The sequence below is a fragment of the Pseudomonas sp. D3-10 genome, from assembly GCF_051132175.1.
Taxonomy (GTDB): domain Bacteria; phylum Pseudomonadota; class Gammaproteobacteria; order Pseudomonadales; family Pseudomonadaceae; genus Aquipseudomonas.
This window is the reverse complement of record NZ_CP071668.1, coordinates 1,461,660-1,474,051: the sequence shown is the minus strand read 5'-3', so window position 1 is coordinate 1,474,051 and position 12,392 is coordinate 1,461,660. Positions and strand designations below refer to the sequence as shown.

At 61.6% G+C, this 12,392-nt stretch carries 13 protein-coding genes and 1 pseudogene; 9 read left to right on the top strand and 5 right to left on the bottom strand.

Features of this window, described 5'->3' with window-relative positions:
* Positions 1-128: 128 nt before the first annotated feature.
* From J3P90_RS06525 to J3P90_RS06510, 4 genes and pseudogenes are all read left to right on the top strand, one after another.
* On the top strand, positions 129-2,879 hold the full coding sequence (locus J3P90_RS06525) for a response regulator (protein ID WP_434560203.1): 2,751 nt from the start codon (positions 129-131) through the stop codon (positions 2,877-2,879).
* Positions 2,864-2,971 (top strand): annotated as a pseudogene (locus J3P90_RS06520) (2-hydroxyacid dehydrogenase); the annotation flags it as partial. The gene J3P90_RS06525 and the pseudogene J3P90_RS06520, both read left to right, overlap by 16 nt.
* A 186-nt stretch (positions 2,972-3,157) precedes the next feature.
* Positions 3,158-3,592 (top strand): hypothetical protein, encoded by a 435-nt coding sequence (locus J3P90_RS06515; RefSeq protein ID WP_434607300.1) that lies wholly within the window; start codon positions 3,158-3,160, stop codon positions 3,590-3,592.
* Complete coding sequence (locus tag J3P90_RS06510) at positions 3,592-3,996, top strand: META domain-containing protein (protein WP_420767461.1); 405 nt, start codon at positions 3,592-3,594, stop codon at positions 3,994-3,996. Before J3P90_RS06515 ends, J3P90_RS06510 begins: the two co-directional genes overlap by 1 nt.
* A gap of 54 nt (positions 3,997-4,050) precedes the next feature.
* Here J3P90_RS06510 and J3P90_RS06505 read toward each other — a convergent pair whose 3' ends face one another.
* Complete coding sequence (locus tag J3P90_RS06505) at positions 4,051-4,518, bottom strand: TlpA family protein disulfide reductase (RefSeq protein ID WP_434560205.1); 468 nt, start codon at positions 4,516-4,518, stop codon at positions 4,051-4,053.
* A 104-nt stretch (positions 4,519-4,622) separates the two neighbouring features.
* Here J3P90_RS06505 and arsC point away from each other — a divergent pair, with 104 nt between their 5' ends.
* From arsC to J3P90_RS06490, 3 genes are read left to right on the top strand one after another with little or no spacing between them, the layout of a single operon-like run.
* A complete protein-coding gene (arsC, locus tag J3P90_RS06500) occupies positions 4,623-4,976 on the top strand; it encodes an arsenate reductase (glutaredoxin) (RefSeq protein ID WP_420767463.1) in 354 nt (117 codons plus the stop codon).
* The gene (gene wrbA, locus J3P90_RS06495; RefSeq protein ID WP_420767464.1) at positions 4,973-5,578 is read left to right on the top strand and encodes an NAD(P)H:quinone oxidoreductase; all 606 of its coding nucleotides are present in this window, start codon (positions 4,973-4,975) and stop codon (positions 5,576-5,578) included. Before arsC ends, wrbA begins: the two co-directional genes overlap by 4 nt.
* Entirely contained in the window at positions 5,571-5,996 is a 426-nt protein-coding gene (locus J3P90_RS06490; protein WP_434560209.1) for a DUF2069 domain-containing protein, read from the top strand. The genes wrbA and J3P90_RS06490 overlap by 8 nt, the downstream gene beginning before the upstream one ends.
* Before the next feature lie 114 nt (positions 5,997-6,110).
* Here J3P90_RS06490 and J3P90_RS06485 read toward each other — a convergent pair whose 3' ends face one another.
* Together J3P90_RS06485 and ttcA are read right to left on the bottom strand one after the other, a co-directional pair.
* Entirely contained in the window at positions 6,111-6,785 is a 675-nt protein-coding gene (locus J3P90_RS06485) for a DNA-3-methyladenine glycosylase I (protein ID WP_420767466.1), read from the bottom strand.
* Between the two features lie 66 nt (positions 6,786-6,851).
* Positions 6,852-7,676, bottom strand: coding sequence for a tRNA 2-thiocytidine(32) synthetase TtcA (ttcA, locus tag J3P90_RS06480; protein ID WP_030142418.1), 825 nt, complete (start codon positions 7,674-7,676; stop codon positions 6,852-6,854).
* A gap of 318 nt (positions 7,677-7,994) precedes the next feature.
* On the opposite strand from ttcA, the gene J3P90_RS06475 reads away from it, so the two are divergent.
* Complete coding sequence (locus J3P90_RS06475) at positions 7,995-8,597, top strand: Yip1 family protein (protein ID WP_039591896.1); 603 nt, start codon at positions 7,995-7,997, stop codon at positions 8,595-8,597.
* Positions 8,598-8,768: 171 nt separating this feature from the next.
* Positions 8,769-9,263 (top strand): SprT family zinc-dependent metalloprotease, encoded by a 495-nt coding sequence (locus tag J3P90_RS06470; protein ID WP_030142420.1) that lies wholly within the window; start codon positions 8,769-8,771, stop codon positions 9,261-9,263.
* Positions 9,264-9,383: 120 nt separating this feature from the next.
* On the opposite strand, the gene J3P90_RS06465 is transcribed toward J3P90_RS06470, so the two are convergent.
* Positions 9,384-10,565, bottom strand: a complete 1,182-nt coding sequence (locus J3P90_RS06465) for a CaiB/BaiF CoA transferase family protein (protein ID WP_434675991.1) — start codon at positions 10,563-10,565, stop codon at positions 9,384-9,386.
* 308 nt (positions 10,566-10,873) lie between these two features.
* Positions 10,874-12,205 carry a dicarboxylate/amino acid:cation symporter gene (locus J3P90_RS06460; protein WP_420767470.1) on the bottom strand — a complete coding sequence of 444 codons (1,332 nt, stop codon included), beginning with the start codon at positions 12,203-12,205 and terminating at the stop codon, positions 10,874-10,876.
* Positions 12,206-12,392: the final 187 nt, after the last annotated feature.

Genomic DNA, 12,392 nt, shown 5'->3' with positions numbered 1-12,392 from the left:
AGCGACGCGGATGCACGGCGACATGAATTTTACGGAGAAGGCTCGCCTGCAAATCGCTACACTGCGCAGGTGTTGCGTGCCGGATGCGCGCAAAGCTCAATCAGACCGCTGGATGCAGGAGACAAGGTGTGCTCAAGAAACTGGGAATCAAAGGCCGTGTGCTGTTGCTGACCCTGTTGCCAACCAGCCTGATGGCGCTGGTTCTGGGCGGCTATTTCACCTGGATGCAGCAATCGGACCTGCATGCCCAACTGCTGCAAAGGGGCGAAATGATCGCCGAACAGCTGGCGCCGCTGGTCGCCCCCGCCCTTAGCCGCCAAGACACCGAACTGCTGGAGCGCATCGCCACCCAGTCCCTCGAGCAAGCCGATGTCCGGGCCGTGACCTTCCTGGCCCCCGACCGCGCTCCGCTGGCCCACGCCGGCCCGACCATGCTCAACCGGGCACCGGAAGGCAACAGCAGTCAACTGCTGCAACGCACCGGCAACGACGCCACCCGCTACCTGCTGCCGGTGTTCGGCAAGCACCGCAACCTGGCCGGCGAACTGATCCCCGAAGAGGCCGACCGCCTGCTGGGCTGGGTCGAGCTGGAGTTGTCCCACAGCGGCATGTTGCTGCGCGGTTACCGCAGCCTGTTCGCCAGCCTGCTTCTGATCGCCGCCGGGCTGGGATGCACCGGGCTATTGGCCTTGCGCATGGGCCGCACCATCAACCGTCCGCTGAGCCAGATCAAGCAGGCCGTGGCGCAGCTCAAGGATGGGCACCTGGAAACCCGCCTGCCACCGCTGGGCAGTCAAGAGCTGGATGAATTGGCGTCGGGCATCAATCGCATGGCCGGGACCTTGCAGAACGCCCAGGAGGAATTGCAACACAGCATCGACCAGGCCACCGAAGACGTGCGCCAGAACCTGGAAACCATCGAGATCCAGAACATCGAGCTGGACCTGGCCCGCAAGGAAGCCCTGGAAGCGAGCCGGATCAAATCCGAGTTCCTGGCGAACATGAGCCATGAGATCCGCACGCCGCTCAACGGCATCCTGGGTTTCACCCATCTATTGCAAAAAAGCGAACTGACCCCGCGCCAGCTCGACTACCTGGGCACCATCGAAAAATCCGCCGACAGCCTGCTGGGCATCATCAACGAAATCCTCGACTTCTCGAAGATCGAGGCCGGCAAGCTGGTGCTCGACAGCATCCCGTTCAACTTGCGGGACCTGTTGCAGGACACCCTGACCATCCTCGCCCCCGCCGCCCATGCCAAGCAATTGGAATTGGTGAGCCTGGTCTACCGGGACACGCCGCTGTCGCTGGTGGGCGACCCGCTGCGTCTCAAGCAGATCCTCACCAACCTGGTGAGCAACGCCATCAAGTTCACCCGGGAAGGCACCATCGTCGCCCGCGCGATGCTCGAAGACGAGCACGAAGACAGCGTGCAGCTGCGCATCAGCATCCAGGACACCGGTATCGGCCTGTCCAGCCAGGACGTTCGCGCGTTGTTCCAGGCGTTCAGCCAGGCCGACAACTCCTTGTCCCGGCAACCCGGCGGCACCGGGCTGGGCCTGGTGATTTCCAAGCGGCTGGTGGAACAGATGGGCGGCGAGATCGGCGTGGACAGCACGCCAGGCGAAGGCTCGGAGTTCTGGATCAGCCTGCGCCTGCCCAAGACCCGCGACGACGCCGAGGATCTCCCCGGCCCGCCGTTGCTGGGCCGGCGGGTGGCCGTCCTGGAAAATCACGAGTTGGCGCGCCAGGCTTTGCAGCACCAGCTCGAAGACTGTGGCTTGCAGGTCACGCCGTTCAACACGCTGGAGAACCTGACCAACGGGGTCACGGTTGCTCACCAGACCGAACAGGCCATCGACCTGGCGGTGCTCGGCATCACCAGCAACGACATGCCACCCGAGCGCTTGAACCAGCACATCTGGGACTTGGAACACCTGGGCTGCAAAGTCCTCGTGCTGTGCCCTACCACCGAACAAACGCTGTACCACCTCTCCGTCCCGAACCCCCACAGCCAATTGCAGGCCAAGCCGGCCTGCACGCGCAAGTTGCGGCGGTCGCTTTCCGACCTGGTCAACCCGCGCCCAACGCGCAACGAACCCAATGAACCGGTGGCCAGCCGAGCGCCAAAGGTGCTGTGCGTGGACGACAACCCGGCGAACCTGCTGTTGGTGCAAACCCTGCTCGAGGACCTGGGCGCCCGGGTGCTGGCGGTGGAAAGCGGGTACGCCGCGGTCGAGGCGGTGCAACAGGAAACCTTCGACCTGGTCCTGATGGATGTGCAGATGCCCGGCATGGACGGTCGCCAGAGCACCGAGGCGATCCGCCAATGGGAAAGTGAGCGGCATTGCACACCGCTGCCGATCGTTGCCCTCACTGCCCACGCCATGGCCAACGAAAAACGCGCCCTGCTGCAAAGCGGTATGGATGACTACCTGACCAAGCCCATCAGCGAGCGGCAGCTGGCCCAGGTCGTGCTCAAATGGACCGGCCTGGCCTTGCGCAACCAGGTGCCGGACCGGGGCGCGGACGCCCATCGCAGCGGTGAGCTGCTGGTGCTCGATCATGAAGAAGGCCTGCGCCTGGCCGCCGGCAAGGCCGACTTGGCGGCGGATATGCTGGCGATGCTGCTGGCATCCCTCGAAGCCGACCGGGAGGCGATTCGCCAGGCCAGCGAAGCCAACGATCACAACGCCCTGATCGAGCGGGTCCACCGCCTGCACGGTGCCACGCGCTACTGCGGCGTACCGCAACTGCGCGCGGCCTGCCAGCGCAGCGAAACCCTGCTCAAGCAGAAGGATCCGAAGGCCGCGGCGGCCCTGGAAGACCTGGAGCTGGCCATCAATCGCCTGGCCAGCGAGGCTCGCATCAGTGCCTGACCCACGAAGCGTTGGCCGCCATCGCCACGACCACACTGGATAACATCGCAGCCTGGGCCGCCGGCGCGCCGCAGAACCTGATAGATAGCTGACTCGCCTTTCTTTGAAGCGAGCTTGCTCGCGATAGCAATGGATCAGCCAGCTTTGAAGTGACTGACACACCGCTATCGCGAGCAAGCTGGCTCCCACAGTGAATGGAGTTTCGTCGGCCAACCTTTCATCGAGTCCATGCCCCAGCCATGCCCCGTGCTAGCATGTCGCGCCTATTTGGAGGACCCATGGCCGAACATGATTTTCGCTACACCCTGATGAACCCGCAGCACACCTTGACCGAGGTCCGCGCCCTGGCGCCAGGCCGTTACCAGGTCACTGGCAATGGCGGTTCGATCCAGGCCAACGACGTATTGCTCGTGACCCTCAAGGGCAGCAAGGACCTGTCCATGCGCCTGACCGTGGACACCGTTCGCCATCTGCTCAAGCCAATGGGCCAGTGGACCGCCATGACTACCGGCCCGGTATTCGGCGAACTGGCGATCCACACCTGGCAGGTCAATTGCGACCGCTGCACCAAGGAACTGAGCTTCGAATTCGCCGTCGATGCCAAGCTCGGCACCAAGGCCCAGAAACCGGCCGCCACCGCGCGCATTGCCGAGCTGGGCTGGCAGACGGTCGGCGAGAGGCATCTGTGCCCCCAATGCCAGGAAGCCGCTTGATGAAACGCCTGTTCCTGGCCACGCTGGTCGGCGCTGGCCTGATGGGTTGCGCCGCCGATCCGGTGCAGCTGCAGCAAAACCGCAGCTATATTCTTGAATGGATCGGTGAGCGGCCATTGATGGACTACAGCCACCTGACCATCACCCTCGGCGATGATGGCCGGGCCTATGGCAATGCCGGCTGCAACCATTGGTTTGCGCCCTACACCCTGGAAGGCGACCGGCTGAGTTTCGGCAAGATCGGCAGCACCCGCAAACTCTGCCCCCCGGCAGTGATGGAGCAGGAGACGCGATTCTTGCAGGCGCTACAGAAAGTCGAACGCTGGGATGTTTCCCCCATCGAACAGATGCGTTTCTGGCCCGCCCAGGGCAAGCCGCTGCGCTGGTGGTTGGAGGAAGGCTGAAGCCTTGCCTGACCAGGCACTGGCGAGGGAGTTGCTCCCTCGCCACTGAACCCGCTATTTCAGCGCCTGCAACGCCTCCAGCTTCGCCATCACCGCCGCCGCCGTCTGCTCCCCAAGCAATTGCTCACGCACCTTGCCCTGGTTATCGATGATGTAGGTCACCGGCAATCCTTCGCTGCGAGGGATATCGAAGAATTCGGCCGGGTCCTGGGCCAATACGCTGAAGCGAATCCCCATTTTTTCGCTGGCGCTCCTGAGCTCTTCACCCTGTACCTGATCGAAGTTGACACCGAACACGCCCACGTTTCGACCCTTGAGCTGCTCGGCGAGCGCGTTGAATTCCGGAATTTCAGTGCGGCAGGGTGCGCACCATTCGGCCCAGTAATTGAGCACCACCCATTGTTTGTCCAACCGCTTCGAAGCGATCGGCTGGCCGTTCTGGTCCACCCCATAATCGTTTCCACAGCCGGCGAGCAATAGAATGCCGAAAAAAGCCAGTGCCGCCGCCAATCGCCTTGTCATGTGCCAATCCTTGTCTGAAATGTGAACGCTGGCCGCCCATCACGTGCTAGGCGCCGCGCTGCACAGTAGAATAGCCGCCACCTTACGCAAGATGCGACCTGCTCATGACTGATCTGACGCTTTATCACAACCCGCGCTGCTCCAAATCCCGCGGTGCGCTGGAACTGTTGGAGGCCCGCGGCCTGACGCCCACTGTCATTCGTTATCTGGAAACCCCGCTCGACGCCGAGCAGCTCAAGGCCTTGCTGGGCAAGCTTGGCATCAGCGCGCGGCAATTGCTGCGCACCGGCGAGGACGAGTACAAGGCGCTGGACCTGGCCAACGAGAACCTGGGCGAGAACGATCTGATCGCTGCCATCGTCGCCCATCCAAAGCTCATGGAACGGCCGATCCTCGAAGCCGGCGACAGAGCCGTGATCGGCCGTCCGCCGGAAAAGATTCTGGAGATCCTGCCGTGAGCACGCCGTACATCCTGGTGTTGTATTACAGCCGCAGCGGCTCTACCAACGAAATGGCCCGGCAGATTGCCCGGGGCGTCGAGCAGGCCGGCCTGGAAGCGAGGTTGCGTACGGTGCCGGCGATCTCCGCCGAGTGCGAGGCGGTGTCGCCGGACATTCCGGAACAAGGCCCGCTGTACGCCACGCTCGATGACCTGAAAAATTGCGCCGGCCTGGCCCTCGGCAGCCCGACCCGTTTCGGCAACATGGCCGCGCCGCTGAAATACTTCCTCGACGGCACCAGCAACCTTTGGCTCACCGGAGCCCTCGTCGGCAAGCCGGCCGGCGTGTTTACCTCCACCGCGAGCCTGCATGGCGGCCAGGAAACCACCTTGTTATCGATGATGCTGCCACTGCTGCATCACGGCATGCTGATCACCGGCCTGCCTTACAGCGAGTCGGCCTTGATCGACACCCAGGGCGGCGGTACGCCCTACGGGCCGAGCCACCATGCTGGCGCCGATGGCAAAAGCGGCTTGAACGAACACGAAGTTGCCTTGTGCCGCGCCTTGGGATTGCGCCTGGCGAAAACCGCCCTGTTGCTGGAGAACGGCCGTGGCTAAGAAGCCGAAAATCCTGCCGCCCATCCAATGGCTGGAGCCACGCGTACGCATCGCCCGCGCCGTCAGCCTGCTGTGCTTTTTCGGCTTGGTGGGGTTGCTCAGCGCGTATTACTTGCTCATCGCCGACCTGCACGGCGCGCGCCCGTGGGTGATATTGCTGATCGAATTGGTGCCCCTGCTGATCCTCGCGCCGGGCATGCTCAGCGGCAGCGCCCGCGGGCATTCCTGGATGTGTTTCGTGGTCAATCTGTATTTCATCAAGGGCGCCCTGGCCGCCTACGATCCGAACCGGCATGTGTTCGGCTTGCTGGAAATGGCAGCGAGCGTGGCGGTGTTCTGCTCGGCGTTGCTGTACGTACGCTGGCGGTTTCAGTTGAATCGGCGGTTGGCTGGCGAAGGCGATATCGCCGTTGCCTGATACGCCGCCTTCGCGAGCAGGGCTCGCTCCCACAGTGGACTTGTAAACGCTGAAAATCCCCTGTGAAAGCGGGCTTGCTCCGGGCGGCGTTCCGACGATGGCCGCAACTTGGCCTCAATGATTCACTGTGTAAGCCAGCATCATCGAGATCTGCGACATCGGCCGCCCGCCACTCTCTTCATGCCACTGGTTGAAAGCTGCCTGCACCGTCGCAAGATCCCGCAGGCTCGTGGGGGCTTTGTCGATGATGTCTTGGGCATTGAGCGCCGCTACCACGTCATAACTGGGCACGAATGTGTCCTTGCCCATCATCCGCAGGAAACGCGGTGCCGACAGGCCGCCCAGTTGATGGCCGTGTTTCTTCAGATAAGTCCACAGGCCCACGATGTCAGTCACAGGCCAGTCGGCGACCAGCGCCCCAAAGCTGCCCTTTTCGTGGGCCACGTCCAGGATCAACTGCGCGTTGCGCGGTACGCTCTTGAGCTTGCCCAGGTGGCGAATGATCCGCGCGTCCTGCATCAGCCGCTCCAGGTGCTCGGCGCCCATCAGCACGACTTTCTCCGGATCAAATTTGAAGAACACCTCTTCAAACGCCGGCCACTTGGCGTCCACCAGGCTGTGCTTGAGCCCGGCGCGAAACACCCGCAGGGCCATGGTCGAGAGGTAGCGGTCGTCGCTGATCTTGCGCAGTTGCGCCGGGGTCTTGGGTACAGGCAGGTGGGCTTCCAGTTCAGCCGCCGAACCGAAGCGGTTCAGACAATACTCGTGCAGCCACTTGTAATCGCGCATGCCCTCTCCTGGTATTGAAAAAGAAACGGCGCTCGCAAGCGCCGTGGATAAAACCGGTTGGCAACCTTACAGGTTCACCACATTGACGAACCGCGGCGTGGCGTTTTCGTCGATGCGCAGGTTGGTGAAGTCGAACAGGTTGCGGTCCGCCAGTTGCGACGGGATGACGTTCTGCAAGCCGCGGAAAATGCTCTCGGTACGGCCCGGAGTCTTGCGCTCCCATTCCTGGAGCATTTCCTTGACCACCTGGCGCTGCAGGTTTTCCTGGGAGCCGCACAGGTTGCACGGGATGATCGGGAATTGCTTGAAATCCGAATAGGCCTGGATGTCCTTCTCGTTGCAATACGCCAACGGGCGAATCACCACGTTGCGCCCATCGTCGGCCCGCAGCTTGGGTGGCATGGCCTTGAGCGAGCCGTTGTAGAACATGTTGAGGAAAAAGGTCTCGACGATGTCGTCGCGGTGGTGACCCAGGGCCATTTTGGTCGCGCCAATCTCGTCGGCGAACGTGTAGAGCGTTCCGCGGCGCAAGCGTGAGCACAGCGAACAAGTGGTCTTGCCTTCGGGAATCAGTTCCTTGACCACCGAATAGGTGTCTTTCTCGACGATGTGGTACTCGACGCCCAGCGACTCGAGGTAGGCCGGCAGCACATGTTCCGGGAACCCAGGCTGCTTCTGGTCCATGTTGACCGCGACGATGTCGAACTTGATCGGTGCAACCTTCTGTAAATGCATCAGCACGTCGAGCAAGGTGTAGCTGTCCTTGCCGCCGGACAGGCAGACCATGACCTTGTCGCCGTCCTCGATCATGTTGTAGTCGGCGACCGCCTCACCGGCCAGGCGGCGCAGGCGCTTTTGCAGTTTGTTCTGGTTGACCGTAAGAGTGCCCATGACGCGAAATCCGTGAGGTGTGACGAAAGGCCGGCATTTTACGCAAAAAACTGGCTGTCGGCGAAGGCTGACGACAGGTGCCTTTATGGCGAGGGGATTTATCCCCGTCGGGTTGCGCAACCCTGCGCACAGACCTAACGGCGATTAGCGTTCCCCGCTACAGCGCGATTTGCTCTAAGCGCCCCATCCCCTTGAGGGCCACTCCTTCTTATACTGCGGCATAAGGTCGCACACACTTACAGACCTTTACTTACCTGGCCAATTGGCCCGTAGGCGCTCCGTTGGGGGGCGATGGCAATAACAAAGGAGTGACTGACTATGATCCATCATGTCGTGGGGCTCTTTACCCACCCTGATCAAGAATGGAAGGAAATCCGTGGCGATCAGGAGGAAAGCATCAGCCACATGTACCTCACCCACACGCTGATCCTGGCGGCCATCCCGGCGGTATCGGCGTTCATCGGTACCACGCAGGTAGGATGGGTCATCGGCAATCGTCCACCGGTCATGCTCACCCAGGAAAGCGCCCTGTGGATGACCATCATGTCTTACCTGGCCATGTTGGGCGGCGTGGCGGTGATGGGAGCGTTCATCCACTGGATGGCTCGCACCTATGACGCCAACCCGAGCCTGGCTCGCTGCGTCGCGTTCGCCACGTACACCGCGACACCGCTGTTCATCGGCGGCCTGGCGGCGCTCTATCCCCACATGTGGCTGGGGATGATCGTCGGGACCGCGGCGATCTGCTACACGGTCTACCTGTTGTACGTAGGGCTGCCGACCTTCATGAACATCCCTCAGGACGAAGGTTTCCTGTTTTCCAGTTCGGTGCTGGCCGTGGGTTTGGTGGTGCTGGTGGCGATCATGGCGTTCACGGTGATTGTCTGGGGGCTGGGCGTGGGCCCGGTCTATACCAATTGAAGGATTATTGAAGGATTAAGGCTCTCCAACCAAAATCGATCTGCCACCACAGGCCGCCGCAAGGCGGCCTTCCTCTGTGCGTGGTTCTGCCTGGGACGACCGCTGGGCGCCTCAACGATTCGCAACGGCCAACGCTTGCGGCATACTCGGCTTTCTGGAGACCCGTAAAGCATGCTCGAGCAACTCAATACCCGCGTCGAAGAGTGTTATCAACAAGCTGAATCCTTTTTCAAACGTCCTTTCAAACGTCCGGTGGTCAGCCTCAAGTTGCGCGGCCAAAAGGCCGGTGTCGCGCACCTTCATGAAAATCTGCTGCGCTTCAATCCACAGCTGTACCAGGAGAACGCCGAGGATTTCCTCAAGCAGACGGTGGCCCATGAGGTCGCGCACCTGATCGCCCACCAACTGTTTGGCGACCGTATCCAGGCCCATGGAGAGGAATGGCAACTGATCATGCGTGGGGTCTACGAACTGCCACCCAACCGTTGCCACACCTACGAGATCAAACGCCGTACCGCAACCCGGTACATCTACAAATGCCCTTGCGACGGCAGCGACTTCCCATTCACGGCGCAACGCCACCGCCTGGTGCGCCAGGGGCGGCGGTACTTGTGCCGTAGCTGCCGCAATACTTTGGTGTTCAGTGGGGAGACGCGGGTCGAGTAGCTGTTTTTTGTAGTGTCCAGGCTGACGCTTTCGCGAGCAGGCTCGCTCCCACGCTGGATTTTCGGCGTCCACAAATCACCTGTGGGAGCGAGCCTGCTCGCGATGAGGCCAGAAAGGACGCTACACAACGACCCTGTCATCACGCAGCCCGGCAATCCGCTCCTCACTGAACCCCAACTCACCCAACACCTGGTCCGTGTGCGCTCCCAGCCTCGCGCCGATATGCCGAGGCTCGGGCAGTCCTTCGGAAAACTTCAACGGACAGGCCATCTGCGCCTGAGTCGAACCATCCCCTCGGGGCACCTGCTTGACCAATTCCCGAGCCTGCAATTGCGCATGCCCCACGGCCTCCTCCAGGCTCAGCACCGGCTCGACGCAGGCGTCGACCCTCGCGAACAAGCGGCACAGCTCGTCGAAGTCGTGTTTCTCGAACTCGGCTTGCAGTGCCAGTTTGAGGGCCTGTTGCTGTTCAAGCTTGGGCGATAGCCCCTGGACCGCCAGTTCCGGCCGCCCCAGCGTCTCGCAAAGGGCCTGCATGAAGACCGGCTCCAGGCTGCCCACCGACATCCATCGCCCGTCGCGTGTACGGTAATAGTCATAGAAGCTGCCGCCGTTGAGCACATGATTCTCCCACCCAGGCGTCACATCGCAGGCCAGGTAACCGGCGCCAGCCAGTGCGTTCAGGCTGAAGACGCAATCGGTCATGCTCACGTCCAAGTGCTGCCCCTGCCCGGTCTGCTGACGTGCAATCACCGCGGCCAACAGCCCGATCACCCCGTGCAAAGAGCCGCCGGCGATGTCGGCCACTTGCATCCCCAGCGGCAACGGCCCGCTGCCGACACGCCCGGTGTGGCTCGCCAGACCCGCCAATGCCAGGTAGTTGATGTCATGACCGGCACGCGCCTGATAGGGGCCGGTCTGGCCGTAGCCGGTAATCGACACATAGATCAGCCGCGGATTGATCGCCTTCAGGGCTTCATACCCCAACCCCAATCGCTCCATCACGCCGGGACGGAACTGCTCGAGCAGGATGTCATGGTCGTCCAACAGTCGCTTGATGATTTCCAGCGCCGCCGGTTGCTTGAGGTCCAGGGCCAGGCTGCGCTTGTTGCGGTTGAGGTAGGCATGGCTGGCCGAGACGTCCTGGTCATGGGGCGGCAGAATCCGCAACAGATCCGGACGGTCCGGCGACTCGATCCGCAGCACCTCGGCGCCCATGTCTGCCAGCAACAGCGAGGCGAACGGCCCCGGCAGCAGGGTCGAGAAATCCAGTACCTTGAGCGATGCCAATGGGCCTTGCATGGAAAATCTCCGCTTCGGATGTGCATCCAAGACTAGGCAGGGGCTTGCGTTGAGGCAATTACCAAGCGTGTCGTTTAGGCTGACAAATCCGCTCAATCCAGAGGGCCGTCGTGGCGAGGGAGCTTGCTCCCGCTGGGCTGCGCAGCAGCCCCTTGCGTATTACACGAAGCCCCTCAGTGGCAGGTACATCCTGGGGTCGCTCCGCAACCCAGCGGGAGCAAGCTCCCTCGCCACAAAAAGCACTTCACCCGGAAAGCACGGCCCAACAAAAAACCCGCCGAAGCGGGTTTCTTGTTACGGGCTGAAGCTTACTTGGTTGGCAGCGCGGTTTCGGCCGTTGCAACCGCGTCGTCGTCTTCACGCACGTCGGAGATACCGCGACCACCGGAGGCCAGTTCGGTCTGCAACTGGTCTTCGTCCAGCTCCTTGACCCACTTGGCGACCACGATCGTGGCAACGGCGTTGCCCACCAGGTTGGTCAGGGCACGGGCTTCGGACATGAAGCGGTCGATACCCAGGATCAGCGCCAGGCCCGCCACAGGCAGATGGCCCACGGCCGACAGGGTCGCCGCCAGCACGATGAAACCACTACCGGTCACGCCGGCAGCGCCTTTGGACGACAGCAGCAGGACCAGCAACAGGGTGATCTGATGCGTGATGTCCATTGGAGTGTCGGTGGCCTGGGCGATGAACACCGCGGCCATGGTCAGGTAGATCGAAGTACCGTCGAGGTTGAACGAGTAGCCAGTCGGGATCACCAGACCCACCACGGATTTCTTGGCACCCAGGCGCTCCATCTTGATCAGCATGCGCGGCAGGGCCGATTCCGAGGAGGAGGTACCCAGCACGATCAGCAGTTCTTCACGGATGTAGCGGATCAGCTTGACCACGCTGAAGCCGTGGGCGCGGCAGATGGCGCCCAGCACCACCAGCACGAAGACCACGCAGGTGATGTAGAAGCAGATCATCAGCTGGCCCAGTTGCACCAGCGAACCGACACCGTAGGCGCCGATGGTGAAGGCCATGGCGCCGAACGCACCGATCGGGGCCAGCTTCATGATCATGTTGATGATGATGAACATCACGTGGGCGAAACGGTCGATGAAGTCCAGCACCGGCTTGCCATAAGAACCCAGGCGATGCAGGGCGAAACCGAAGAGCACCGAGAACATCAGCACTTGCAGGATGTCACCGTTGGCGAACGCGCCGACGATGGTGTTAGGGATCACGTTGAGAATGAAGGCAACGATGCTCTGGTCTTTACCGGCATTGATGAAGCCGGCGATCTTGCTGGTGTCCAGGGTCGTTACGTCGATGTGCATGCCGTTGCCCGGTTGCACGACGTTGACCACGACCAGGCCGATCAGCAGGGCAATGGTAGAGACAATTTCGAAATACAGCAGCGCGTAGCCGCCGGTCTTGCCGACCGACTTCATGTTTTGCATGCCGCCGATACCACTGACGACGGTACAGAAGATGATCGGGGCGATGACCATCTTGATCAACTTGATGAACCCGTCACCGAACGGCTTGAGGGCAACGCCGGTCTGCGGGTAGAAGTGGCCGAGCAAAATGCCGATGGCAATGGCTACGATTACCTGGAAATACAGGGATTTGTACAAGGGCTGACGAGTCGTCATGGCAAACCTTCCTCAAGAGTCCCGTATGACAACATCCACCTGTTGTCCACGACACCTCAATTGCGAACCCTCCTGCACTGGAGGGATTTGTTTTGTCGGCTGCACGGGGCAGACCTGCACAGGACATCGCAAGGCCCGTGCCATTTTTAAGAAATGCCCTACAACCCGCGTCCCATAACGTTTTTGT

Bases quoted from the DNA above. Each gene is read 5' to 3' on its own strand.
- J3P90_RS06475 (WP_039591896.1), top strand. From the start codon at position 7,995: ATGATCCATCATGTCGTGGGGCTCTTTACCCACCCTGATCAAGAATGG.
- J3P90_RS06470 (WP_030142420.1), top strand. From the start codon at position 8,769: ATGCTCGAGCAACTCAATACCCGCGTCGAAGAGTGTTATCAACAAGCT.
- arsC (WP_420767463.1), top strand. From the start codon at position 4,623: ATGACTGATCTGACGCTTTATCACAACCCGCGCTGCTCCAAATCCCGC.
- J3P90_RS06515 (WP_434607300.1), top strand. From the start codon at position 3,158: ATGGCCGAACATGATTTTCGCTACACCCTGATGAACCCGCAGCACACC.
- J3P90_RS06510 (WP_420767461.1), top strand. From the start codon at position 3,592: ATGAAACGCCTGTTCCTGGCCACGCTGGTCGGCGCTGGCCTGATGGGT.
- J3P90_RS06485 (WP_420767466.1), bottom strand. From the start codon at position 6,785: ATGCGCGATTACAAGTGGCTGCACGAGTATTGTCTGAACCGCTTCGGT.
- J3P90_RS06460 (WP_420767470.1), bottom strand. From the start codon at position 12,205: ATGACGACTCGTCAGCCCTTGTACAAATCCCTGTATTTCCAGGTAATC.
- J3P90_RS06505 (WP_434560205.1), bottom strand. From the start codon at position 4,518: ATGACAAGGCGATTGGCGGCGGCACTGGCTTTTTTCGGCATTCTATTG.
- ttcA (WP_030142418.1), bottom strand. From the start codon at position 7,676: ATGGGCACTCTTACGGTCAACCAGAACAAACTGCAAAAGCGCCTGCGC.
- J3P90_RS06465 (WP_434675991.1), bottom strand. From the start codon at position 10,565: ATGCAAGGCCCATTGGCATCGCTCAAGGTACTGGATTTCTCGACCCTG.